24 protein-coding genes, 1 tRNA gene and 2 pseudogenes are annotated in these 24892 nt (G+C 54.5%); 13 read left to right on the top strand and 14 right to left on the bottom strand.

Features of this window, described 5'->3' with window-relative positions; all coding sequences use genetic code 11:
• Window positions 1-76: 76 nt before the first annotated feature.
• The 6 genes from D7I37_RS08950 to D7I37_RS08925 all read left to right on the top strand — a co-directional run bounded on the left by D7I37_RS08950 (window position 77) and on the right by D7I37_RS08925 (window position 5931).
• A complete protein-coding gene (locus D7I37_RS08950; RefSeq protein ID WP_095095405.1) occupies window positions 77-1378 on the top strand; it encodes an anaerobic C4-dicarboxylate transporter in 1302 nt (433 codons plus the stop codon).
• A 108-nt stretch (window positions 1379-1486) separates the two neighbouring features.
• Window positions 1487-1810 carry a divalent cation tolerance protein CutA gene (gene cutA, locus D7I37_RS08945; RefSeq protein WP_061800724.1) on the top strand — a complete coding sequence of 108 codons (324 nt, stop codon included), beginning with the start codon at window positions 1487-1489 and terminating at the stop codon, window positions 1808-1810.
• A complete protein-coding gene (locus tag D7I37_RS08940; protein ID WP_129543569.1) occupies window positions 1786-3498 on the top strand; it encodes a protein-disulfide reductase DsbD in 1713 nt (570 codons plus the stop codon). The genes cutA and D7I37_RS08940 overlap by 25 nt, the downstream gene beginning before the upstream one ends.
• Window positions 3499-3656: 158 nt before the next feature.
• Complete coding sequence (locus D7I37_RS08935) at window positions 3657-4232, top strand: transcriptional regulator (RefSeq protein ID WP_061800727.1); 576 nt, start codon at window positions 3657-3659, stop codon at window positions 4230-4232.
• Window positions 4233-4391: 159 nt separating this feature from the next.
• A tRNA-Phe gene (locus D7I37_RS08930) sits at window positions 4392-4467 on the top strand.
• Window positions 4468-5127: 660 nt separating this feature from the next.
• Window positions 5128-5931, top strand: a complete 804-nt coding sequence (locus tag D7I37_RS08925; RefSeq protein WP_095095195.1) for a DUF4225 domain-containing protein — start codon at window positions 5128-5130, stop codon at window positions 5929-5931.
• On the opposite strand, the gene D7I37_RS08920 is transcribed toward D7I37_RS08925, so the two are convergent.
• The 4 genes from D7I37_RS08920 to D7I37_RS08900 all read right to left on the bottom strand — a co-directional run bounded on the left by D7I37_RS08920 (window position 5909) and on the right by D7I37_RS08900 (window position 9490).
• A complete protein-coding gene (locus tag D7I37_RS08920; protein WP_129543568.1) occupies window positions 5909-6223 on the bottom strand; it encodes a hypothetical protein in 315 nt (104 codons plus the stop codon). The genes D7I37_RS08925 and D7I37_RS08920 overlap by 23 nt on opposite strands.
• 441 nt (window positions 6224-6664) lie before the next feature.
• The gene (locus tag D7I37_RS08910; RefSeq protein ID WP_242502887.1) at window positions 6665-8017 is read right to left on the bottom strand and encodes an ATP-binding protein; all 1353 of its coding nucleotides are present in this window, start codon (window positions 8015-8017) and stop codon (window positions 6665-6667) included.
• A complete protein-coding gene (locus D7I37_RS08905) occupies window positions 7986-8654 on the bottom strand; it encodes a response regulator transcription factor (RefSeq protein WP_242502885.1) in 669 nt (222 codons plus the stop codon). Before D7I37_RS08905 ends, D7I37_RS08910 begins: the two co-directional genes overlap by 32 nt.
• A 17-nt stretch (window positions 8655-8671) precedes the next feature.
• Window positions 8672-9490: a MipA/OmpV family protein gene (locus D7I37_RS08900; RefSeq protein ID WP_242502883.1), complete on the bottom strand. Its 819-nt coding sequence runs from the start codon at window positions 9488-9490 to the stop codon at window positions 8672-8674.
• 259 nt (window positions 9491-9749) lie between these two features.
• Between D7I37_RS08900 and D7I37_RS08895 the strand changes: the two genes are divergently transcribed.
• The 5 genes and pseudogenes from D7I37_RS08895 to D7I37_RS08875 all read left to right on the top strand — a co-directional run bounded on the left by D7I37_RS08895 (window position 9750) and on the right by D7I37_RS08875 (window position 14995).
• On the top strand, window positions 9750-9980 hold the full coding sequence (locus D7I37_RS08895) for a YtcA family lipoprotein (protein ID WP_207205558.1): 231 nt from the start codon (window positions 9750-9752) through the stop codon (window positions 9978-9980).
• 27 nt (window positions 9981-10007) lie between these two features.
• A pseudogene (gene mdtN / locus D7I37_RS08890) lies at window positions 10008-11071 on the top strand (multidrug transporter subunit MdtN).
• On the top strand, window positions 11049-13151 hold the full coding sequence (locus D7I37_RS08885) for an FUSC family protein (RefSeq protein ID WP_129543564.1): 2103 nt from the start codon (window positions 11049-11051) through the stop codon (window positions 13149-13151). The pseudogene mdtN and the gene D7I37_RS08885 overlap by 23 nt, the downstream one beginning before the upstream one ends.
• The gene (locus D7I37_RS08880) at window positions 13148-13684 is read left to right on the top strand and encodes a TetR/AcrR family transcriptional regulator (protein ID WP_129543563.1); all 537 of its coding nucleotides are present in this window, start codon (window positions 13148-13150) and stop codon (window positions 13682-13684) included. Before D7I37_RS08885 ends, D7I37_RS08880 begins: the two co-directional genes overlap by 4 nt.
• A gap of 504 nt (window positions 13685-14188) precedes the next feature.
• Window positions 14189-14995 (top strand): DUF4225 domain-containing protein, encoded by an 807-nt coding sequence (locus tag D7I37_RS08875; RefSeq protein ID WP_129543562.1) that lies wholly within the window; start codon window positions 14189-14191, stop codon window positions 14993-14995.
• Here the strand turns inward: D7I37_RS08875 and D7I37_RS08870 are convergent.
• The 5 genes and pseudogenes from D7I37_RS08870 to D7I37_RS08850 form a co-directional block, all read right to left on the bottom strand.
• Window positions 14989-15300, bottom strand: coding sequence for a hypothetical protein (locus tag D7I37_RS08870; protein WP_129543561.1), 312 nt, complete (start codon window positions 15298-15300; stop codon window positions 14989-14991). The genes D7I37_RS08875 and D7I37_RS08870 overlap by 7 nt on opposite strands.
• Window positions 15301-15460: 160 nt before the next feature.
• Window positions 15461-15677: pseudogene (locus tag D7I37_RS27155) on the bottom strand (IS3 family transposase); the annotation flags it as partial.
• 28 nt (window positions 15678-15705) lie between these two features.
• Complete coding sequence (locus D7I37_RS08860; RefSeq protein WP_061799668.1) at window positions 15706-16857, bottom strand: M20 peptidase aminoacylase family protein; 1152 nt, start codon at window positions 16855-16857, stop codon at window positions 15706-15708.
• Between the two features lie 23 nt (window positions 16858-16880).
• Window positions 16881-17348: a YjiG family protein gene (locus D7I37_RS08855; RefSeq protein WP_061799669.1), complete on the bottom strand. Its 468-nt coding sequence runs from the start codon at window positions 17346-17348 to the stop codon at window positions 16881-16883.
• Window positions 17341-18024, bottom strand: coding sequence for a nucleoside recognition domain-containing protein (locus tag D7I37_RS08850; RefSeq protein ID WP_061799670.1), 684 nt, complete (start codon window positions 18022-18024; stop codon window positions 17341-17343). The genes D7I37_RS08855 and D7I37_RS08850 overlap by 8 nt, the downstream gene beginning before the upstream one ends.
• Window positions 18025-18399: 375 nt before the next feature.
• Between D7I37_RS08850 and D7I37_RS08845 the strand changes: the two genes are divergently transcribed.
• Window positions 18400-19296 (top strand): LysR family transcriptional regulator, encoded by an 897-nt coding sequence (locus D7I37_RS08845; RefSeq protein ID WP_095095192.1) that lies wholly within the window; start codon window positions 18400-18402, stop codon window positions 19294-19296.
• A gap of 160 nt (window positions 19297-19456) precedes the next feature.
• Here D7I37_RS08845 and D7I37_RS08840 read toward each other — a convergent pair whose 3' ends face one another.
• Entirely contained in the window at window positions 19457-20785 is a 1329-nt protein-coding gene (locus D7I37_RS08840; protein WP_095095189.1) for an MFS transporter, read from the bottom strand.
• 267 nt (window positions 20786-21052) lie between these two features.
• Between D7I37_RS08840 and D7I37_RS08835 the strand changes: the two genes are divergently transcribed.
• Complete coding sequence (locus D7I37_RS08835; protein ID WP_129543560.1) at window positions 21053-21970, top strand: LysR family transcriptional regulator; 918 nt, start codon at window positions 21053-21055, stop codon at window positions 21968-21970.
• Between the two features lie 54 nt (window positions 21971-22024).
• On the opposite strand, the gene D7I37_RS08830 is transcribed toward D7I37_RS08835, so the two are convergent.
• From D7I37_RS08830 to D7I37_RS08815, 4 genes are all read right to left on the bottom strand, one after another.
• Window positions 22025-22318 carry a hypothetical protein gene (locus D7I37_RS08830; protein WP_095095183.1) on the bottom strand — a complete coding sequence of 98 codons (294 nt, stop codon included), beginning with the start codon at window positions 22316-22318 and terminating at the stop codon, window positions 22025-22027.
• 260 nt (window positions 22319-22578) lie between these two features.
• Window positions 22579-23124 (bottom strand): LuxR family transcriptional regulator, encoded by a 546-nt coding sequence (locus D7I37_RS08825; RefSeq protein WP_061799676.1) that lies wholly within the window; start codon window positions 23122-23124, stop codon window positions 22579-22581.
• A gap of 146 nt (window positions 23125-23270) precedes the next feature.
• Entirely contained in the window at window positions 23271-24221 is a 951-nt protein-coding gene (locus tag D7I37_RS08820) for a PapG chaperone-binding domain-containing protein (RefSeq protein WP_129543559.1), read from the bottom strand.
• 167 nt (window positions 24222-24388) lie between these two features.
• Complete coding sequence (locus D7I37_RS08815; protein WP_161990708.1) at window positions 24389-24886, bottom strand: fimbrial protein; 498 nt, start codon at window positions 24884-24886, stop codon at window positions 24389-24391.
• Window positions 24887-24892 lie beyond the last annotated feature (6 nt).

Genomic DNA, 24892 nt, shown 5'->3' with positions numbered 1-24892 from the left:
CCTTTTTACTTTCCGGCGCCCACAAAATTTTAACGTTTGATTTTCAATTTATTTCATTTCTTAAGGAGTAGACACTATGTTAGCCGTGGAATTGGTTATCGTTCTGCTGGCCATCTTTTTAGGTGCCAGGCTGGGCGGTATCGGTATCGGGTTCGCCGGAGGGCTGGGGGTATTGGTCCTGGCGTTGATCGGCGTCAAGCCGGGCAGCATCCCCTTCGACGTGATCTCCATCATCATGGCGGTGATCGCCGCGATCTCCGCCATGCAGGTCGCCGGGGGGATGGATTATCTGGTGCAGCAAACCGAAAAATTGCTGCGCAAGAACCCCAAGCACATCACCATACTCGCCCCCATCGTGACCTATTTTCTGACCATCTTCGCCGGCACCGGCAATATCTCGCTCTCTGCGCTGCCGGTGATTGCCGAAGTGGCGAAAGAACAGGGCATCAAGCCTTGCCGCCCGCTGTCGACCGCGGTGGTGTCCGCCCAGATAGCCATCACCGCTTCGCCGATTTCCGCCGCGGTGGTGTACATGTCTTCGGTGATGGAAGGCCACGGCGTCAGCTACCTGCATTTGCTGATGGTGGTGCTGCCTTCAACCTTCTGCGCCGTGCTGGTGATGTCGCTGCTGGTCACCTGGCTGTTCGACTCCAGGCTGTCTGACGACCCGGTTTACCTGAAGCGCCTGGAAGAAGGCCTGATCACCCTGCGCGGCAACAACGCGCTGGCGATCAAACCGCGCGCCAAGACCTCGGTGCTGCTGTTCCTGCTGGGGGTGCTGTGCGTGGTGGCCTACGCCATCATCAACAGCCCGGGCCTGGGCCTGGTGGCCAAACCGCTGATGAACACCACCAACGCCATTCTGATCATCATGCTGAGCGTCGCCACCCTGACCACCCTGCTGTGCCGCGTCGATACCGACATGGTGCTCAACTCGAGCACCTTCAAAGCCGGCATGAGCGCCTGTATCTGTATCCTGGGCGTCGCCTGGCTGGGCGACACCTTCGTGCAGGCCAACATCGACTGGATCAAAGAGACGGCCGGCAGCGTGATTCAGGCGCATCCGTGGCTGTTGGCGGTGATCTTCTTCTTCTGCTCGGCGCTGCTGTACTCGCAGGCCGCCACCGCCAAGGCGCTGATGCCGATGGCGCTGGCGCTGAACGTGTCGCCGCTGACCGCCGTCGCCTCTTTCGCCGCCGTATCCGGCCTGTTCATCCTGCCGACCTACCCGACGCTGGTCGCCGCGGTGCAAATGGACGACACCGGCACCACGCGCATCGGCCGCTTCGTGTTCAACCACCCGTTCTTCATCCCCGGCACCATCGGCGTGATATTGGCGGTGGTATTCGGCTTCCTGCTGGGCAGCCTGATGTTGTAATCCCCGACCGGGGCTGCGGCCCCGGTTTCCCCTTTGGCGATAAACTCGCCTTCTAGCCAATCCGCCTTCGGGGTATAGTGCCCACACGACTCAATGAGAGGGCTGAAGATGTCTGATTGCGAAGCTGTCGTCATACTTTGTACCGCACCCGACGAAGCCAGCGCCCAGGAACTGGCGGCGCGGGTACTGGGCGAAAAGCTGGCGGCCTGCGCCACGCTGCTGCCCGGCGCGACGTCGCTGTATTACTGGGAAGGGAAACTGGAACAGGAATACGAGGTGCAGATGCTGTTCAAAAGCGATCGCCGCCATCAAGAGGCTCTGCTCAACACCCTGAAACAACATCACCCGTACCAGACGCCCGAACTGCTGGTGCTGCCGGTGATGGCCGGAGATAAAGACTACCTGTTATGGATCAACGCCTCATTAAACTGATTTTGCTGCTCTGCAGCCTGTTTTTCCTGCCGCAGGCGGCGCAGGCCTCGCTGTTCGGCCAGAGCGGCGGCAGCCAGTTCGTGCCCGTCGATCAGGCTTTCGCCTTCGATTTCAAACAGCAAGGCAGCCAGCTGACGCTGAACTGGCAAATTCGCCCCGGCTATTACCTGTATCGACAGCAGATCAAGCTGGTGCCGCAGCGGGCGGAGCTGGGCGCCTTTACGCTGCCGGACGGGCTGAGCCACCGGGATGAATTCTTCGGCGAGGTCGCCATTTTCAAGCAGCAGCTTAACCTGAGCATTCCGCTGCGGCAGGCGGCGGCCAACGCCAGCCTGAGCGTCACCTATCAGGGCTGCGCCGAGGCCGGCTTCTGCTACCCGCCGGAAACCCGCACGATCCCGCTGGATGCGGTGAGCGCCGCCGTACTGCCGACGCCCGTACCCGCAGAGCCGGCGCCCGCCAGCCTGCCGTTCTCGCCGCTGTGGGCGCTGCTGATCGGCATCGGCATCGCCTTCACCCCCTGCGTGCTGCCGATGTATCCGCTGATTTCCGGCATCATCCTCGGCCGGGAAAGGCCGCACGGCAGCGGGCGCATTCTGGCGCTGGCGCTGGTTTACGTGCAGGGCATGGCGTTGACCTACACCCTGCTCGGGCTGGTGGTCGCCGCCGCCGGGCTGCAGTTCCAGGCGGCGCTGCAGCACCCCTACGTGCTGATCGGCCTGTCGGTGCTGTTTATCGCCCTGGCGCTGTCGATGTTCGGCCTGTACTCGCTGCAGCTGCCTTCCGCGCTGCAGACCCGCCTGGCCAACTGGAGCAACACCCAGCGCGGCGGCTCGCTGGCCGGAGTATTCCTGATGGGCGCGCTGGCCGGGCTGATTTGTTCGCCCTGCACCACCGCGCCGCTGAGCGCCATCCTGCTGTATATCGCCCAGAGCGGCAATATGTGGGCCGGCGGCGGCACGCTGTATCTTTACGCGCTGGGAATGGGCATTCCGCTGGTGATCGTCACCCTGTTCGGCAACCGCCTGCTGCCGCGCAGCGGCCCCTGGATGCAGTATGTCAAAGAGGCCTTCGGCTTCGTGATCCTGGCGCTGCCGGTCTTCCTGCTGGAGCGGGTGATCGGCGAGCTGTGGGGATTGCGGTTGTGGAGCCTGCTCGGCCTGGCGTTCTTCGGCTGGGCCTTCGCCCTGAGCCTGAAATCTTCCCGCGGCTGGGCCAGAGCGCTGCAGCTGCTGTTGCTGGCGGCGGCGGTGATCGCCGCACGGCCGCTGCAGGACTGGGCGTTCGGCGCCACTGGCGCGCAACAGGCCAACCTGCCGCACCTGAACTTCACCCGCATCGAGAACGTCGGGCAGCTCGACCAGGCGCTGCAGCAGGCGCAGGGCAAGCCGGTGATGCTGGATCTGTACGCCGACTGGTGCGTCGCCTGCAAGGAGTTCGAGAAATATACCTTCAGCGATGCGGCGGTTCAGGCTAAGCTGGCCAACGTGGTGCTGCTGCAGGCGGACGTTACCGCCAACAACGCCGAACAGGCGGCGCTGCTGAAGCGCCTGCAGGTCCTCGGATTGCCGACCATTCTGTTCTTCAACGGCGCCGGCCAAGAGCTGACCGCACAGCGGGTCACCGGCTTTATGAATGCGCCGGCGTTTAACGCGCATTTGCAGAAAGCGGTGCGACATACGCTATAGCTTTCGAGTTGCAGCTAGGCGGCAAGCACGGGAGTCCCCAGGAGCTTACTAAAGTAAGTGACTGGGGTGAGTGTGAGCAGCCAACAACGCTGCGGCTCGAAAGATGACGGGTATAGTAAATAACACTGATGATCTGAACCGAATTGGAGGAAGCACAAGTGCAACGTGAACACGTCCTTGATACGGCACTGGGGCTGTTGGAACAACAGGGCCTGGCGACCACCACGCTGGAGATGCTGGCGGAAAAACTTGCGGTGCAGCCCAGCGATCTCAAACGGTTTTGGCCAGACCGCGAAGCGCTGCTGTATGACTGCCTGCGCTATCACGGCCAGCAGATCGACACCTGGCGCCGCCAGCTGCTGCTGGACGAAACCCTGAGCCCGCAGCAAAAGCTGCTGGCGCGCTATGACGTGCTGGCGGAATACGTGCAGCATGACCGCTATCCCGGCTGCCTGTTTATCGCCGCCTGCAGCTTCTTCCCGGAAACGGATCACCCTATCCACCAGCTGGCGGAACAGCAAAAGCTCACCTCGCTGGAGCTGACCCGCGACCTGCTGCGCGAAATGGACGCCGACGACGCCGATATGGTGGCGCAGCAGATGGAACTGATCCAGGAAGGCTGCCTGAGCAAACTGCTGGTAAAACGCCAGCTCCAGGACGTATCGGTCGCCAAACGGCTGGCCGAAGACATCTTGCAGGTGGCGCAGTGCCGCAGGAACGGCGCTCTGGGCTGAGCGGCCGATTCACCCGGGCCAATCGGCCCGCGGTTACGGCCTGTGCGGGCGCATTTTTACGCCCTTTGACTGAAAAGCCAGCAACCGGACGCATTTTCAGGTATTTCACGCATAAAGCCGTTGACGGCCCCCGGCCAATACGGTTTAATGCTGCCCGTTGCCCGGATAGCTCAGTCGGTAGAGCAGGGGATTGAAAATCCCCGTGTCCTTGGTTCGATTCCGAGTCCGGGCACCATATTTAGAAGAACCCGCCCATGGCGGGTTTTTTGCTTTCTGGGCCGCGGACTCTCCATCGAACTTCGTTCGATTATTCGGCCTGAAGGCCTCCCCCTGCGGGCCAACGCTGAAGCGTTGTTCAATCCGGCGCACAGCGCCGGTTTTCCGAGTCCGGGCACCATATTCAGAAGAACCCGCCCATGGCGGGTTTTTTGCTTTCTGGGCCGCGGACTCTCCCTGCGGGCCAAGGCTGCGGCGTTGTTCAATCCGGCGCACAGCGCCGGTTGTCCGAGTCCGGGCACCATATTTAGAAGAACCCGCCCATGGCGGGTTTTTTGCTTTCTGGGCCGCGGACTCTCCCTGCGGGCCAAGGCTGCAGCGTTGTTCAATCCGGCGCAAATTCCGACCATCATTTCTCTGATGTTGTTCGGTACCGCAGGCCTCGCCAGTGGCTGATACTCCGGCAGAGTTAAACGGAGCCTGTATAAAGACGAGGATCTCTAGTTTTGGTTTGCACTGAATTTGGACCAAGGTCAGGAGATCAGAAGCACGCGGAAGCGTTATTGGCTCGTAGAAACTTCCGCTACGCCGGACCTGCGCCGCAAGAACATATGCGAACGAACACACCTTGTTATATGCTTTTGGCCGACGCTATCACAAATCGTTAATAAGGATATAAATGGATATTTCACTCCTTACAGGACAACGGACTAACGCTTGGTCGGCGACCATGATTAATCTGGAAGCTCGAAAACTCATTAATACCGCGAACATGGTGGCGGCTAATCACCTCCAGGATGGGCTCACCAGAATTCAGTTTATGGAAGACATTAAGTCTTTCATCACTCAGCAATTTTCTCTTGCCCGCAAAGCGAAGTCCGACGAAGAAGGTATTTCCTATTTAAAAAATCTAAGGGCAGAGAACGAAAGCCTCCTTGAACAGGCTCGCTTACTCAAGACGAAAGCAGCACAGCTTTATGCCAAGGTTGAGTTCATCAAAGAAGACAACAACGTTGTTGGCTATGTAATCTCAGCAGTACAGGTTGTTTTAGCTGGCCTGCAGGCTGCAGGTGGGTTGATCCTTGTGAGTTCCATGACACCTGTAGGCGTCTTGTTAGGCGCTACACTCGTGGTCGACGCAGCTAATACCGTATCCAGAGAAGTGAATCACCAATTGTTGAACAAAACTGACTCGCAGGGATTTGTTGCGGACACAGCGATGTCTGTAGCGGAATTTATGGGGTTTCGTGGAGATAGTGGCCTGGCAGCCTATAAAACGGTAAGTCTTGCTGCGAATGCGTACAGTGTTTTTGGTTTACTTCGAAAACCTGGTGCCTGGCGTTTGTTCTATTTTGTGCGCTCGGATTTTTACAGAAAAATGGACTCAATGAGCCGACCAAAACTTACCATGAAAGTCATCGGATACGGTATAAACGCAAAAATCGTTTTTGACTTGCTGACTATCGATAATAACCCCTCTTAAAACGCCAGGCTTTGTAAGCCAGTTTGAGTGGGGTCATCCAGCAGAAGATACCAAAGATAAACAGTACTGAAACACCCGATGAGATAATATTTTCTGGGGAAGCGAAGCATACCGCCAGAATGAACAAAGCCATAAGTATGGCTGAGAGAATACCAATCCCTTTGAAACGATTTGCAAGCGCAGGGAGCAAAATATCAAGTGTAGAACCTTGAGAGTCCATATAGTACCTGAGTTTTTGCAACTCTTCTTTTGTGAAACCAGACCTAAGCAATGCTTCTTCAGTTATCGTCACGCAATACCCCCTCCCTGTCAGCAAAGCCAGTATACCGTGATCTTAGTAAAAAAACCGGCCTACTGGCCGGTGGTTTATGCTGTAATCCCTAACAAGCCTAATTGCTCCCAAATCTCTCGCACAAATCGCCCAGGTGGAGCAACAGATACATCACATCAGCTACATCCGGCACGGTGAGATATCCGCACGGGTGGTCATATTCCTCCGGCTGGGGCCATAACGGGCTAAAAAAACCAACATTTAACAACTTAACAACAAACGCAGGAATTGAAAATCCCCGTGTCCTTGGTTCGATTATTCGGCCTGGAGGCCTTCCGCGTCACTGCGATATCCCACTATGAGGCCACCCTAATTAGAGATTATGGGCATGAAAAGCGCTGAGGGCATTAGAGTCGAACCTTTGCGGTCAAATAAGCAATCACGTGGAATCGCGATAAATAATCAGTTCATCACCACCATGATCAATCCCGGGTGGCCGTTCCGTGCCGATAGCGACCATTCATGCGCTAACGCTATTTCCCGACATATCGCCAAGCCTAACCCCGCGCCAAGATCCCGCCGATGGTCGCCTCGCCAAAAGCGTGAAAATATCAAAGATAGCTGCTCAGGCTCAACGCCGGGCCCCCTATCCCGAATGCCGATGCCGTTTGAGTTTATTTCGATCGAGATTTCTGTCGCAGCAGGCGCATGTTGAATTGCATTTTCTATTAAATTCTTCAGCAGCGTGAATAGCGCCCCGCGATCGGCCTGCCACTGGATTTTTTCGCACCGGTTTCTGATGATAAGTTTTACGTTCGCATCGTCGGCAATTTTTTGTAAAAAGAAGACGGCATCATGGGCAACTTCGCCAACGTCAACATCCTGAAAACGGTAACTGAGGGGTTCACTTACCTCAGCCAACAATAAAATCTGTTGCACATGCCGAGCAAGGTGCGCCACATGCATCAGTAACGGCTCTTGCGGCGACGTGTCTCCTTCCATCGTTTCCACTTCAGCCCGAATCAAGGTCAGGGGAGTTTTCAACTCGTGCGCCGCTTTAGCTAAAAAATCTTGCTGAAGCCGATATCCTTTCTCGAGCCGATCAAGGGCGTGATTAAAACTGTTAATCAACGGGACTATCTCAGAGACAACACATTGGGTGGGCACTCTGTCACTGAGCGATTGCGGCGTGATCGAGGCAGCAATCCGCGAGGCTTCACGCAAGGGGCTTAAGGCGTATTTCAGGCTTACATAGGCGCAAAGAGAAAAGACAAAAAGCAACAGCACGCTGAAGACCGTGATACCGAGCCGGATAAAAGGCAAGGCAAATTCTTGGTGAAGAAAGCTGACGATCCTTGAACTGACCGTCAATTGCATAAACCAGATTTTTCCATTGTATTCAAATGGTTCAGTAGCACCTTCATAGAAGACGCCGTGGTGGGTGAATTCAAAGCGGCGCCGCTCCCGTTCAGCCATTGACGCAAGGTCCGGCCAATTTTTTACCCCTGGGGACATCAGCACGATATCGCCGCGATCGTCCATAACCCTAAACGCCGTCTCCTCACTCAGGCTATCGTAGAGCCAGTGTGGATGCTCCGCATCGCCTCTAAAACCGATGGGCTTACCCTTTCCGTCGAACTCCAGCTTTCGCACCAGATGAATTGTGCGTTCCGCCAGATCCATTCCGGGCAAACGATCTTTTACCATCGCCCCGAACAGCAGTAAAAAACCAATGCTCAACAGGATACCGCTGACAAAAGTCAGTAAGATCCTAAGGGATAAGCTATTTATCCACAGCGTTTTTGCCAAGAGCATAGCCATACCCCCTTATATTAATAATCTGCAGGCTGGAACCTACGGCCGTAAGCTTGCGTCGTAAACGATGTAAAGCCACATCAAGCGCGTTGGGAGTGATAGCCACGCTCAATCCCCATCCAGCGGCTTCCATGGCACTACGGCGCAACACCTCGCCTTGCCGCTGGATTAAAGCCAACATAATTTGCATCTCGGCGGGCGCAAGCGTGATGCTTTTATCACCGCATCGCATTGCGCCTGCTTCCAACGACAAAATCACATCTTTATAAGTGGGCTGAAGCGATTGATTGATGGCGGGGCGGCGCAGCAGCGCCCGAACACGCGCAACGAGCTCGGCCATCGCAAAAGGTTTCGGCAGGTAGTCGTCCGCCCCCGCCTCAAGGCCTTCGACACGATCGTGCAGGGCGTCTCTGGCGGTAAGAATCAGGCAAGGAATGAGGAAGCCGGCCTGACGCAAGCGCCGCAGAAGAGATAATCCATCGCCATCGGGCAGTCCCCGGTCAATGATCAGCCCCTGATAGGACATTTGCTGGGTTGCTATCCATGCCAATTCGCTCCGGCCCACCCGATCGGTAGCGATCCCCGCAGCGCCTAATCCCTTGCCGATCAGTTTCCCTAACTGCTCGTGATCTTCCACTATTAGAATTCTGCTCATCAGAAGTAGTACGCGTATCCCAGGAAAAGGCGATTTTCAGTTGTTCGGTCTGTTAAGGGACTATTCGCTATCTCGGAAGATAGGCGTATCGCCTGCATGTCTAGCATTATCGAGTGATGTTTATTGAATGCGTAGAGTCCCTGCACGCCAATTTCAACGTCAAGGCTGGAGGAGGCTCGATAGGCAGGCCTGTCGATACGGACTTCATCTGACCGCACGCCATAATAGTAATCAGTATATTTACCGTCACGCCAGGCCATGCCTATGCGGGGAGTAAGAGTAAAATCGTTGCCTATCAGCCAAGATTGGTTTGCCTCTAACTTGACCTGCTGGCCCTTGCTGTTACCCGAGACGTCATGCGTCCAATCGGCGCGTACGTTGGCGAAAGCGGTTTGCCATTCAACTTTCACTCCCGCCCAAAGCCCCCCTTTTCTCTCTGCCATGCCGGCCAACGCCGGCGAATCGCCAGCTTTATAACCTGAACCCTCGTATCGCCCGATTAGACCAAAATTAAGCCGCTGAGTTTCACTCAACGCCAGCTCAGGCAATTTGGCCTCTATTCCGGTTCCAAAGAAACGGAAGTACGGGTTATCAAGATGGAGCAATGGGACTGGCGTGGTGTCGCGATCTATAGATTTATAAGCCTTTTGGGTGCTGGCGACGCCAACGCCCAATCCCCAGACATTTTTTTGCTCGGGAGCCTCCGCGTTCGCCATAACCGCAAAAGGAGCGCAACAGAACAGAGCGAACGCGATGCCTACGGCATGTCGCCTGGCAGCGATACGGCTGCCCATTAACGGGCAAAATAGAAAGCTCATGGTGGTCCTCCTGAATGCAAGTGGGCCCATCATCAGGAGATTTTTCTTACGCTTTACTTACTGAAGCCAGGCGGTCGCAAATAAAGTAGAAAATTTCAATGTATTCATTGGAAAAGAGGGAGCAGAGCAGTGCACGCACTCAATAGCCTTACCATATACAAGGTTGTATGTTGCGAAAAACTTGGCGTATGATGCCGACCCTCTTTCCCGTTCACTGGCCTATTAGTAAATGATACGCAAGCTTATTCGGAAAGCAGGAATGGTGATGCTGCTCAGCGGCTGCCATTCCCGCCCCCCCTCGATCAACGTCCTCGGCGCCTACTTCCCTGATTGGCTGTTTTGCATTTCTGGCGGTTGCCTCACCGCGGCAGCGATTTATATGCTGCTGACGAAACTGAAAAGAAAAGAGTGGCTTTCTCCTTACATCCTGACCTATCCCCTGCTGATCGCCTTTTTCTCAATGGGTTACTGGATCCTTTTCTTTTATTAATGAAGCTGGTTTTTCAAGGAAATAAAGATGTTGTCTAACCTGGGTAGCGCCATTAAAAAACGTTTGTTCGTCATCCTGCTGGCGGTAATTACGCTGGCGATCTTATTCTGGGTGATCAAGGTGTTCGATGAAGCCCCGCGAACCGATGACGCTTATGTGTATGCGGATACCATCAATGTCGCCCCTCAGGTCAACGGCCTGATTATTGATATGCCGATTAAAGAGAACCAACTCGTTAAAAAAGGCGACGTGTTGTTCCGGATCGATCCACGGCCGTATCAAGATGCGCTAACGCGCGCGACGGCGAGCCTGGCCCAACTGGAACAACAAATTATCCTGGCCCAGCGCGACGTGAACGCGCAACAATTTAACGCTCAGGCCGCGGAGAAACGCATTGATGCCGCCCGCGCCACGGCTGAACAGGACGCCAATACCCTGCGCCGCATGGAGGCCCTGCGCCCGCAAAACTACGTCTCCAAAGAGGCTCTCGACCAGGCGCGTGCCGCACAGCGCGCATCAACGGCCCAACTGCAATCGGCCAAGCTGCAGGCGCAGCAGGCCAACGCCGCCGTCAGCAGCGTTGCGGCGCTAATGGCGCAGCGTGAAGTCATCAAGGCCGATATCTCCACCGCGCAATTCAATGTGGGACACACCGTCGTCAAAGCCCCTTCAACGGCCGCATTGCGTCGTTAAAAACCACCGCGGGCCAATATGCCGGCATTGGGCAGGCGGTATTTACCTTGATTGACAGCAATACCTGGTACGTGGTGGCTAATTTTCGCGAGTCTGAACTGGAGAACATTCACGACAACGCCAGGGTCGACGTTTACTTGATGAGTCACACCGGCAAGACCTTTAGCGGCGTGGTCGACTCCATCGGTTACGGCGTCTACCCGGATGACGGCGGCGCTATCCAAAGTGGCCTGCCGAACGTATCGCGCAATATCAACTGGGTGCGCGTAGCCCAGCGTTTCCCGGTTCGGATCCGCATCACCACCCCGGACACCGGCATATTCCGTATGGGAACCTCCGCCGTGGTCAGCATTCGTTCCGGCGAAATTGTCCCCCATGAGCAGGATAAGGCACTATGAATGCGCCGGCTGCCTCTGGCATGCCCCCGGCTCCCTGCGCCGCTTTCTGCAACAGGAGTTGAGCGTTTTTCCCGGGCGTTACAACGCGATGCTGCGTTACCTGCTCTCGTCGGTGATTGTCATCGTCATTTCGATGGCGCTTAACGTCCCACAGCTGTCTTATTCTCTGTTGGTGATATTTTTCGCCACGCAGCACAATATCGTATTAACCCGGATGATTTTCCCGTTGTTCATCCTCGTTAATACGGCGGCGGTCGGATGCGCGATCCTCATTCTGAAATTCACCATCGATTACCCGATGCTGCGCTTGCTCTCGGCGGCGATCACCTTGCTGCTGCTGCTGTATCTGATGCGTTCGTCCAAGAAATGGGGCTTTTTGTATTTTGGCGTGGCCATCACCGTCACCTATGCGCAAAGCTTTGTTGATCTGAGCTCAAACGGCGAAATGTTGGTACGCAATTGCCTGTGGACCTGGGTCGCCGGCTGTTATGCCACCGTGGTGGCGCACATCGTCAATACCCTGTTCCTGCCGGTTGAACCCGTCAGGCAGTTAAAGCAGGAGATGGAAAGGATACTCACCGTGGTAAGCCGCGCGCTCGATGCCACCGCGGCGGGCAAGCCGGTAGCGACAATCGGGTTGGAAGAGATCCAAAACAGCGTGCTGACGTTACATAAATTCCTGAAGTTTTCGGTGATGCGCGATGCCGGCTACCGTGAAAACGAAGGTACCCATCTGGCTGAAATCGCCACGGCCGAGCGGCTCTATTCCGCCACGCGTAATTTGCATCGGCTGGCGGCCGCGCGGCTGCCTGCGCAGGTTGCCGACCATTGTCACCTGTTGGCGCAAGAGTGCCGCGCTTTGCTCCAGAGCATACAGCACGACGAAGCCTACCGGCTGCGGCTGCAGCAACGCGAGCAGATTAAGGCTCTGCCAGACTGCCTGCAAGAAATGTATAGCGCCCTGTTCAGCATCTCCTTACTGGCTGAACATGAGCAGCAACCTGCGGCCTCAGGCGGCCCGGTCCCTGCACCGGCAAATCCCAAGAGCGGGATTGCCTATGATTACATCAAGTACGGGATCAAAACGTTACTCTCGGTCGCCCTCTGCTACATATTTTATACCAGCGTAAAATGGCCAGGCATTCATACCTCTATGCTCACCTGCATCATCGTGGCCTTGCCTGGGCTTGGCGCATCCGTGCAGAAAAGCCTGTTGCGCATCGGCGGCTGCCTGGTGGGCAGCGCATTGGCGTTATTTTGCACCGTCTTCATCCTGCCGCATATCGACTCGATCACCGGATTATTGCTGATGGTAACCCCGGTGATTGCCCTCAGCAGTTGGGTGGCTGCCGGTTCAGAGCGCAGCAGCTATGCGGGGATCCAAATCTTGTTCGCCTTTTCACTTGCCATGTTTACCCACTTTGGCCCCAGCCCGGACCTGCCGGAAATCCGCGACAGGCTGATCGGCATTCTGCTGGGTATCATCGTCGCGACGCTGATACACAGCCTGATCTGGCCAGAAACGGAAGGGAAAACGTTGCGCCAGTCTCTCGCCGGCTTGTTCGTTTACTTTGCCGAAAAGATGAGCCCGATTATGCTGGACAAACATGCGCGGGCCAATGGTTGGGCGAAACTCGACGCCACGCAAACCCTGCTGGCGCAGGTCGCGCTGGAGCCGAACTGGCGCAGTAACGATAATGAACAGCTGACGCTGACCTGCCAAACGTTGCTGGGTAAACTACGCGAATTGCACGTGGCGCTTTACCGGCTGGAGATCGAATATGCGTTAGCGGCCGAAGACGCACAGCAAAGCGCGCTGCTGGCACCGATCGAGCGCATCATGCAAAGGCTTGCGGCGGGTATGAAGGCCTACGGTGAAGGTTTGCAACAGGACCCCGTCATCTCGGCCAGGGTGTGCGGCAGCCTGGGGCAGGAGTTAGAGGCCGCATCGGCCGGCGTCGCGGTCGCGGGGAATACACCGCTTTTGCTTAGTGCTCAAGAGGTTATTACTATATGCAGTTCTATTCCCGCCTGGCCGGAGGACGGTGAGGTGATTTTATCCAGAGTGAGATCGTCATGAAGATAGACGCGATTCGCCGCAACGCCGACGAGACCAAAAAAAAACTGCTGCTCGCCGCAAGAAATGTACTTGCCGAGGAGGGTTACATTGCCTTCAGCGAAAATAAAATTTGTGATTTGGCCGGCGTGACCCGTGGAGCCCTGCGGCATCACTTCCCGGCTGGGCGCTATGACCTGATTAAGGAACTGACATGGTCGTTTTTCCAGCAAATACCGGCCAGCGCAACCCAGGATGGCAAGGCGCGTATTATGGAACTGATCGCGTTTATGCATCAACAGCCCGAGCAGAACCCGTTGGTATTGATTATGGAGATTTGGCTGGCCAGCTTTGCCGACGAACGCCTGGCGGCGTCGGTGAAAGAGGCATTTGATCAACGCTACCGAATATTCTTCAACGTTGATTCGCTGGATGAGCTGCCTGACGATCTTATACCTTACCGGTTCATGTTTTGGGGCGCTATTTTATCGATGCACCATCAGGGTAAAGACAACCGCAGTTTACCCAAGGTGCTAGATTTCCTCGAAAAACATTGAGTGAGGGGGAAGACCAAACTCCTGCGGAGTCTCGCAAATAACCATGGGTTGTTATTCAAGCTATAGTGGCGGAAGGATCTAACAAGATTTATTTAGATGAACCCGCCTATGGCGGGTTTTTTTGCTTTCTGTGGGACGACTCTCCATCGAACTTCGTTCGATTATTCGGCCTGAAGGCCTCCCCCTGCGGGCCAAGGCTGCAGCGTTGTTCAATCCGGCGCAAATTCCGACCATCATTTCTCTGATGTTGTTCGGTACCGCAGGCCTCGCCAGTGGCTGATACTCCGGCAGAGTTAAACGGAGCCTGTATAAAGACGAAGATCTCTAGTTTTGGTTTGCATTGAATTTGGACCAAGGTCAGGAGATCAGAAGCAACGCGGAAGCGTTATTGGCTCGTAGAAACTTTCGCTACGCCGGACCTGCGCCGCAAGAACATATGCAAACGAACACACCTTGTTATATGCTTTTGGCCGACGCTATCACAAATCGTTAATAAGGATATAAATGGATATTTCACTCCTTACAGGACAACGGACTAACGCTTGGTCGGCGACCATGATTAATCTGGAAGCTCGAAAACTCATTAATACCGCGAACATGGTGGCGTCGCACCATCTGCAGGATGGACTTACAAAGATTAAATTCATGGAAGACATTAAGTCATTCATCTCACGGCAATTTTCTCTTGCTCGCCAGGCAAAATCGGATGAAGAAGGCGTTTCCTATCTAAAGAACCTAAGAGCCGAAAATGAGAGTCTGCTCGAGCAGGATCGTTTGCTCAAAACAAGGGCGGCACAGCTGTATGCGAAGGTCGAATTTATTAAGGAAAATAACAAAATCGTAGGCTATGTCATCACTGCGGTTAACGTCGTCCTCGCTGGGCTGGAAGTAATGGGGGGATTTGCGATAGCAGCCACGGGAACCCCTATCGGGGTCATGGCTGGAGTAATTCTCATTGCCGACGGTTTCAATACTCTTTCGCGAGAATTCGAACAACAGGTACGAGATAAGCCTGCATCAGAAGGTATTATCGCGAATGGTGCAATGGCGACAGCTGAGTTTATGGGATTCAGTCGTGATAGCGGTCTCGGCGCTTTTAAAGCCGTATCCCTCGCGGCTAACGCTTACAGCATCTTCGGTCTACTAAAAAGGCCAGGAACATGGCGACTGTTCCACTATATCCCCACTGATTTTTATCGCAAAGTCGAAACCATGAACAGACCTATGCTAACAATGAAAATTGTGGGGTATGGACTGAAGGCAAAAGTTGTATTCGATTTAATGACGACGAAAACAGATTCAGCTCACTGATTCTGTTTTCTGAAGCGCCAGGATTTATACGCCAAGCCTGCGGGGACAGTGAACCAACCGATTGCCAACACAAATAAACCAGCAAACACGCCAGATAGGGCGCTGTCAACGGAGCCTAGAATCAGCGCTATCAAACACACTACAAAAACACCCAACGTCACCCAAACATTGACCAAAAATCGGTTTGCCAAGTCTGAAACGATGACATCTACCGTTGAGCCATAATTGGCACTATTATTCCTGAGCTTCTGTATATCCTTCGCCGTAAAGCCTGACTTCGATAATGCTTCTTCAGTTATCGCCACGTCCACCCCCTCCGATAATCCAAGCCAGTATACCGCTATCCTGACAAAAAAACCGGCCTACTGGCCGGTGGTTTATGTTGTAATCCCTAACAAGCCTAATTGCCTCCAAATCTCTCGCACAAATCGCCCAGGTGGAGCTGTAAGCTCACCCGATTTAGTTCTACACACTTTTTGAGGTTTCCGGTTTTTCTGTCATCAGCCGGTACTCTTCCGGTGTCAGGCTATTCAGGGATTCATGAGGCCGCTCGCTGTTGCATTCCGTCAGCCAGCGCTCTGTGATTTCCCGGTTTGATAAATTCCAGCATCACGCCATGCTCTTCGGCCCACTGCGCCAGCAAGACCAGTTCCGGGCCGTTGTCCATCCGCAGTTTCAGCGGATAAGCGTTTGCCTCATCCGGCAACAAATCACTGCTTATTTTTCAGATCGTGGACCGAAGGCGCAGCGTCGCCGGATCGGCCCAGCACATCCTGAACACAGGCTTTAAACACTTTAACGCCGAGCGCCAGTGCGTCGCGATCAAAGTGCATTTCCGGGTGATGCAGCCCTGGCGTCAGGTTGGCTCCCAGCCCCCAAAAACCGCCCTTAACCTGCGGGCGCAAACGCAGGTAGTGGAAGAAATCTTCACTGCCCGGTGTCGATTTTGGCGCGGTCAGCCCGGCGTCTCCGAACACGCTGCGAATAGCGCGGGAGACAACTTCGGTTGCCTCGTCATCAATGATCGCTGCCGGCATCTCTTTCAGAATACGTATTTCAGCCCGTGCGCCGTAGGCTGCTGCACTACTCTCGATAGCGCGCAACACCTGCGGTTTTAACGCATCCATGGCTTCGTTTTCAGCCGCTCGCAGATCCCAGCACACCAGCGCTTTGTCCGGAATAGAGTTGGTGACCCCGGCATCGCAGAGAAAACGCGTGGCTTTCGCGCTCCAGGTCAGCGATGGCGCAAGGTGAATACCGTTGACCGCCTGTACCGCATGAGCGGCAGCATCTAGCGCATTCACGCCAAGATGAGGGCGCGCGGCGTGCGCTGCTTTTCCATGGAATATAACTTCAACGGTGGCTGAGGCTGAGTAATACATCGCCGGCACCGCCTGCCCCAGCGGGCACTCTTCCAACGGGCGCAGGTGGAAACCGAGCAGCATATCAACATCCTCCAGTACGCCGCCCTCGGTCAGGGCGATTGCACCGGTGCCCAGCTCCTCGGCCGGCTGGAAGATAAACTTCAGTTTGCCCTTTTTCACCAGGCCCTCCGCTATCACTTCCTGGGCGGTGGTCAGCACCACAGAGGAGTGACCATCGTGGCCGCAGGTATGGCGCGCCACATGCTCGCCATCAATAATATGTCCGAGCGCATCCATATCGGCACGCAGCGCCAACACTGGCCCCGGTTTGCCGCTATCCAGAACGGCCATGATACCGGTAGTTCCATTAACCTGGCGCGTGACCTGGTAGCCCACGGCCTCCAGTACCCCCGCGATATACGCGGAGGTTTTATACTCTTCGAACCCGAGTTCCGGGATCTGATGCAGGTAATTAAAGTGATCTAGTGTGCGTGACACGTCTTACTCCTTATGTGCTTCATTCAAGCAATAACTCGCATTATCAGCATAGAGATAACCGCGTTGAGAATGCTGACGACCATCAGTAGCGGCCAGTACTTCTTCGGGACATCGGCTACCCCCAAAAGACGGCCCATATACTGTAGCTGCGAACCCATTAAAAAAATGGCTGGCGCGAGGATGGTGATCTGCCCGATATCCAGCGTGCCTTTGCTCAGCAGGCTGATAGCAACGCCAGTGCCTGCCGACGACGAGAGCCAGGCCGTCAGCAACACGGAGATAGCTTCGCCCGGCAGGCCGAACACCCCCATTAACGGCGAAAAAATATGACCGATGGCCTGCATCACGCCGAGTAAATTCAGCATTTCAGCAATCACATATGCCATTAATACATTCGGCATCAGGTTATTGATGGCGATATTAAATCCTTTACGCGCACCAATAACAAAAATATCGAACGGGTTACCAGAGACTTTTGTGGTATTACTCATTGTCGAAATCCCCCCTATACACAGTATTTAATGCCAGGCGAACCATGACGGCGCCAACGAACTTCATAACGAACATCAGCACCAATGGAATAATTATCGGGATGGTCAGCGAAGCGAACATAGCCGAACCGATGGAGAAATAGTTGTTAATTAACCCGGCACCTGAATATTGCCACGCCCCCATAATCACCACGTCTTTACGCGTAATTTTTTCGCTGTCATACAGCTCTTTAGTCAGTGCCGCGCCGGCATCGGTACTTTGCAAATCGGTGATCAACGCCAGCCCGGTGTAACCCGGGATCCCGAGCAGCGGTTTCAGTAGCGGTGTCAGCAACTTATGCGCCGCACGGATCGCTCCGTAGTGGGTGAAAATTTCCAGCAACCCCAGCGCCAACATCACCGTGGGCACCAGCGACAGCGCAAAAAGAAAACCGGCTTTCGCGCTGATGCCGCCGCTGCCGATAAAGGTGTTGGTTTCCGGTGACTTCATGGTGCCGAACGCGCCGCCCAGCGTAGTGAAGTCGAACGCCCCCAGCCACGCCATACCCTCGACTTTGAAAAAGAAGCCGGAGAAAACCAGCAGGACAATAACCAGGGAGAGCCAGGCGCCAGGCCCGACTTTCCACTCATCAGCAGGCTCTTTTTCGGGCTTCTCCAAGATTTTCGATTCGCTCATAACATCTCTCTTCAAAATAATCAGATGACAATCCCCTGTTACCAAGCAGGATCCGTGCCTGAATAGCCGGTAGATAAAATTAAAACCTTTTTCCGGGATTTTTTACGCGACAACCCCCTCCCATAAAATACAGAGAACAAAAAGAAACATTAACGAAAAATCATTTAAAAAACGCCGAACACACGCTCTAACAAAATGCCCGCTCACCATTGCCGGGCCCCCTTTTGGGGCGAATCGGTTTTTTCAGCAGTGTATTTTCATTCATATCAAGAAGTGAGCGGTTAATTCGATTATCACCATTCAATCATGATGATAAATATCCGATTAATGATGTTATTGTTGCCCTCAGGTCAACGATCGGGGAGGAAGGTAAAAATGTATCAGGACAGACAGGTCGGCTATCTGTATGAAGTTGGCAACCAGGGCGGTATCCGCCGTGCGGCAGATATTCTTGGCGTTAACCCGTCGGTGATTAGCCGACAGATTGCCCAACTGGAGCGGGCGCTGCAGTTGCCGCTGCTGGAGCGGCGTGGGCGAAATGTGGTACTGACCGAAGCTGGCCGCTTGCTGGCAGAGGACCATTTTACCAGCCGCCAGAGACGTGAGAAGTTGGAAAGCCAGCTCAAAGACCTACGCCATATGCGCGGAGGTACCATATCCGTACGCATCGGCGGCGGGCTTATCAGCGCATTTATCGAAGGGGTGATGCGTGAGTTTGCCCGGTCTTATCCTCAGGTTTTTGTCGACATAGTGGTCGGCAGCATGCAGGAGATGCTCAACGATATTGTCAGCGGCGAAGCCGATATGGCTCTGGCATTCGGACCGATTGGCACGCCGGAACTTAAACGGCACAGCGTTCAGTGGGGGCCAATCTGCGCGGTAGTCTCGCCGCAGCACCCGATTGCCGGGCGCAGTAGCATTACCATTGAAGAGCTGGTCGATTATCAGCTGATTGCGCTGACGGAAAATTTCGGTCTTCAGCGGCACATGAATGCGATGTTCAAAAGTCTGGGCTTGCAATTTCACCCGGCGTATCGCTGTAATCAGTTTTCCACCGCCATGGGGCTGAGTCAGGCAGGGTTGGGGATTTCGTTTATGACTGCCTATGCCGCCGCCGATCCTGTCCGGCAGGGTTCTCTGGTGGCGGTGCCGCTCGATCACCCCATCGCCAGCAGCGCCCAGTGCCATCTGCTGCGCAGCTCTGACCGGCGCTTTACCCCGGCGGCTCATCATATGTGGCGACTGCTGCACAATGCATTTCGCGACAGGTAACGCAGGGTGATATACCGGCTTGAGGGCCAACGCTGAAGCGTTGTTCAACCCGGCCAAACACTGGTCGTCCGGGTCCGGTCGCCCTATTTAGCACAACCCGCTTAGGGCGGTTTTGTTGCTTTCCGGGGTATGGCATCGCCATAAGCCCCCCATGGCACTTTCAGGATGCCGCCAGCCGCGGATTGACGAAAAACAGGCAGACGGCCGCCAGCAGCGAAGGCAGTGCGAAAGCCATAAAGTTTTGCTGCAGCGTCAGCTCCCCGTCAATCAACAGGCCGCCAACGAACGGCCCCAGAATGGCGCCAATGCGGCCAATGCCCAGCCCCCATCCCAGGCCCGTTGAGGTCATGGTTCCGGGGTAAAAACGCGCGACATAGGAGCTCATCGCTATTTGCGTACCAATGGTGCTGGCACCCGCAACAATCAGCAGCGAATACAGCATGAGTATCGGCGCCTGAATGCCCAGCAGCAACAGAGTGATGGCCCCCAGCAAAAAATAGCCGATGAGCACGCGCCTGCCGCATAGCCTATCCATCAGCCAGCAGCTGCTCAGCGCGCCGGCGATGGTCCCCAGGTGCAGGGCAAACAGGAACGACAGGCTCGAACCTAATGGGTAACCGGCCTGCAGCATCAGCTTGGGCAGCCAGGAGGTCATGCCGTAAATGACAAACAGCGACATGAAAAAGACCAGCCAGAACATCAGGGTGCTCAGGCCCCGGCGCTGCGCAAACAGGTCCTTCAAGGTTGCCCTTCCCGGCTTTAGACCCGTTGCCGACGGGTTGATAAACTCGGTCCCGGGCTGATGGATATAGTCGGGGGCTATCTTTTCCAGCAGGCACTTTAAACGGTCAACCTGTCTGGTTTTAACCAGAAAGGCGGCAGACTCAGGCAGGTGGATCAGCATCCAGGGCAAGAAAATAAGGGGTAACGCCGCAATATAAAATATAGATTGCCAACCGGCGAGCGGAATTAAATAGATACCGCACAGGGCGGCGAGCATCCCGCCGATAGAATAACCGCTGAACATTAACCCAACCATCAGACTCCGTTTGTTTTTAGGTGAATATTCGCTCGTCAGGGCCGTCACGCTGGGCATTACGCCCCCCAACCCCATGCCGGCGATAAAACGACACCAGCCGAATTGGCCGGCATTAACGCTAAAACCGCAAAGAAAAGTAAACAGGCTGAAGATAATAATGCAAAGACTGATGGTTTTCTTTCTGCCTATTTTGTCTGAGAGCGGGCCTAAAAAAATCGCCCCGAGCATCATGCCAACCAGCGTATAGCTGCCCAGCAGGCCGGCCTGTACGGCGGTGATGCCCCAGTCGGCCATCAGTCTGGGCAACACCACCCCCAGCACAGCGAGGTCGAAACCGTCAAAAACAATAATAAAAGCGCACCAAAACACCGTCAGTCGGTGCGTATTATTCAGCTTTGCATTATCTATTATTGGGTTAATATCCACGAAACATATATCATCCTGAGACATAACGGCTCCTGAGCAGTGCATCCGCGCCCAACCATGAACACATCGCAAATAATAAATAACAGGTTGAACTTATACGTTCCATTTATATATAAAAAGAGTAAACATTAACGATGATTTTACTCTGTAGTAAAAGCCAAAAAACGCCTATGATGAGTTGATCAATTCCTGGGTTAATTAGCCCTACCCGTGCATTCACGACGATATCGCCCACGGCGGCGCTCGTCTAACATTCATTTTGCATCGTATTGATACCTTGAAGGCATAATCGTGGAGCTGCGTCATTTACGCTATTTTATCGCCGTCGCCGAGGAACGGAATTTCAGCCGCGCGGCGGAACGCCTGCATATCAGCCAACCGCCGCTCAGCCGGCAAATTCAGCAGTTGGAAGCCAGCCTGGGGGTGACGCTGTTTGAACGCGGTTCCCGCCCGCTGGCGCTGACCGAGGCCGGGCGCTTCCTCTATGGGCACGCGCTGCAATTTCTGGCCCACAGCCTCGAATTGAAGACCATGACCCAACGCGTGGGGCTGGTAGAGCGCCCGCTGTCGCTCGGTTTTGTCGCCTCAACGCTCTACGACATTCTGCCGCGGCTGATACGCCGTTTCCGCACCACCCACCCCGAGGTGGGCCTGACGCTGCATGAAATGACCACCCTGGAGCAGATCCGTGCGCTTAAAGAGGGGAAAATCGATGTGGGATTTGGCCGTATTCGCCATGATGACAGCCATATACGCCGCATAATCCTGCGTGAAGAAGCCTTAATGGCGGCTTTAGCGGCCGATCATCCGCTGGCGCGTTCGGCGGGATTAACGCTGCGCGCGCTGCAGGCGGAAACGCTGATCGTTTACCCGCAGGCGCCCCGGCCAAGCTTTGCCGATCAGGTGCTGGCGATATTTCGCGATCGCGCGCTGGTGCCGCGAAGAATTATGGAAGTACGGGAGCTCCAGGTCGCATTGGGGCTGGTCGCCGCAGGCGAGGGCATCGCGTTGGTGCCGCACTGCCTGCACAGCCTGCAACGCCCGGACGTGGTCTACAACGCACTGGACGAGCAACGTCTGGTTTCCCCGATTATCATGAGCACCCGAATGCTGGATGAGTCGGAAGATATCAGGACGCTGTTGCGGATGATCTACGCCTTATATGACGAGCAAGGCATCGCCTATATAAAATCGGGGCCGGCGAATTGAAAAGCCAGCTAGCCTAAAAAGCCCGCCACAGAGGCGGGCTTGCTCACATTAGCCTTACTGACAGATGGCAGCGTATTTCTTCATAAACGGGCTGGCGCAAATCGAGGCGTAAATGTCTTTTTGCAGCTGGCTGGCGGAGGAACCCGGTTTCTGAGCGCCGTTTTGGCCGCCGATGTTCACCCCGGTGCCGTTGTTGCCGTTGGTGCTGCCGTTAATGCCAACGTCGACGGAGCTTCCGCCGCCACCGCCGGTATTGCCATTAATGCCGCCCTCAATTACCAGGCCGGCATAAGACAACTGGGAACACACCAACAGCGCGCAGCCCAACAGCATGGTCTTTTTCTTCATACTTTCTCTCCTTTTACCTTGTTGCATAACCCGGTGTGGGTTATTTCCCTGTGGTACAGATGGCGTAAGCGGTGATTGTCAGCTTTACATATTATCGGCTAACGCCTGTCGGAAAAAACTTTCCTTTTGCTTATCGCCTTGAAATGCATACGAAATGAAAACACGCTGATTAATAACAAAAACAGCGACAGTAAAATAAAAAATAATCAGACATATTTCTAAACCAAAGATTAAAATTACCAAGCCATGCAGATAAATAACTACTCGGCGGCCTGCCCGTTAATCATCCAATGAATAAAGTCGTGTTTTTTAGAGATGTTCATTTTCTGCATCACCGAACGTTTATGGCTATGAACCGTCTTCACGCTGACCCCCAGCACCCTGGCGGTTTGCGATTGGCCGAACCCACGCCGCAGGTAGCTCACCACCTGCTGTTCACGCTGCGTTAACCGGCGAAGCGTGCTGGCGCGCGCGTACTGCGCATGGGCGAAGATTTTCTCCAGCAGTAAAAACAGCTCGCTTTGCCGGGCCGTTCTGCGCAATATTCGCCGGGTATCCCTGGAGACGGCGCTTCTTCTCTCCTCAATGGCCACGTTCTGCGCCACTGCGCCGGCGTGCCATGGCGTACAACCGCGCTGCGCGCAACGGGTGGATGAGGCGAACAGCACGTCCGGGCATTCTTCGCTGTCCGGCGTTAAAAAACAAACCGCCTTATTATTGGCCCGCGCATATTCTGCAATACTCAGCCGCAGGCCCGCGGCGAAATAGCGATTGTCGTCATCAATAATAATATTAACGGTTTTCATTTTTAACCTCACAGCATAGAAATTCGAACGTAGCGTTCCAAAGACGCGGCTTCCTTTCGAAAGCCGAGACTATTTCCGGCACCACTCGGATGAGTTTATTTCATAGAACACTTCAGTTTCATACTGACCTTGAAATTAGCCATTCATCAATAGTTATTAATCACCAGAATGGCCGTACCGCTAAAGGCCCCGGCTTCAACATTGCCAACGGCGTGCAGCGTGGATTCCAGATTAATGGTCGCGCCTTCCTGAGGAATGTTTATTTTTTTACCGGTGATACCGGCGACACCGTCTATCGTCACAGTCGAATACAGGCTATTGTCGCTTTTCAACATGATTTTTTCATTGGCGTCGTTGCTGTAAACGGCCAGGTTGGCATTCGCCGGGTAAGTACAAGAAATTCGTACGTTCTCGCTTTTCCGGTGCCCATTCACCGCATCGGTCGTTAACTCCCCGTGATTTAACGTCACCGAACCGGCATCCACGTGGCATTCATTATTTGGCGGCGTAGGGCCGATGCATTCTTGCCCAGGCACCGGTTCAAAAGGTCCGGTGCCACCGTAAGCCACGCCATAAATTAATACGTAGCACACCTTGGAATAAGCTTCCCACTGATTGGAATTAAATATGCATCCATCGCCAGGAAAAGTGGGGTCGCAATAGTACGGGCGATTATATCCCGTCACAGTGTAGCCGGCATTCAGGCCACGTTGTTGCAATGCCCGATATAGCTCCCCCAGCGTTTTGGGGTGGCTGCCTGGGTTGAAAAACCACACTTTAATCTCGTTGGGCTTATCATACCCCGCAGCCACATAAGTATATGACTTTGAATTGGTAAACACATATATACTAAAAAAACACTGGGTGTTTTTTTCATAGCAAGGGTTAGGCCTCTGATCGTTATAATCAACGCTAACCAGTTGCCCTTTGCCACCGGCAGGTCCCGAGTTAGCGCTGATAATATTGCCATTAACCAGTGGTGCGTTGAGCGTTTTCCATACCATTCCCGCCGTTGCATTGGGCAACGAAATAAAAGCGAATACTGCGGATAAAAACACCAGGGATTTAATTAACCAGGCTACTTTTAACTTAGACATAGCTGTATCTCTAAAAATTATAAAACCACCTTAATATTCGCCGGAATATCAAGTATAAAAACAGCACTGTCCCTCGTGCATTTTCCGCCGCGCGCCGGCGCAATCGCCTTTAACCGATACGATGAATCGGCACCGGAGCATCGCTTCCCCGATGCCAGGCAAAACTCCTACTCATACATGGCGGTCATGGTGGCCGAACCGCTGAAATCGCCTGCGGCCAGCATGGCGCCAGGGCGGCCGATCGGCACGGCATAAAGCTTGGTCGGGTTAGCCTCGTCGATCGACAGCTTGGTCTTGCTGACGTAGGTGGTGTCCCCCGCACCCTGAACGATGCGCAGCCCAAGGTTGGGAATGGTGGTCTGCAGCGGGTTGTAATCCCCCCAGGAAACCGGAACGAAATCCAGCATCACCTTAAGCTGGCCGCTGTTCGGCGAGCCGCCGGAGCAGGAGACGGTATAAGGAATTTCCATTTTCTTGTAGCTAACGCCGTCGATCTTCTTGACCGCGACATCGGCAAAATTAACCGCGATATCTTTACCCGCGTTCAGCACGCAGTCTGGCTGCTCCACCAGCCTGCCGCTAAATTTCACCTCTACCGCCTGCGCAACGCCGCCGGCCAGTAACCCCATGCAGGCCAAGGCGGCCAACCCCGGAAAGTGTTTCATGTTCAT

The organism is Serratia sp. 1D1416, from assembly GCF_003641105.1.
Classification (GTDB): domain Bacteria; phylum Pseudomonadota; class Gammaproteobacteria; order Enterobacterales; family Enterobacteriaceae; genus Serratia; species Serratia ficaria.
The sequence above is the reverse complement of the archived record's forward strand: the minus strand, read 5'-3'. Positions and strand labels throughout refer to the sequence as shown.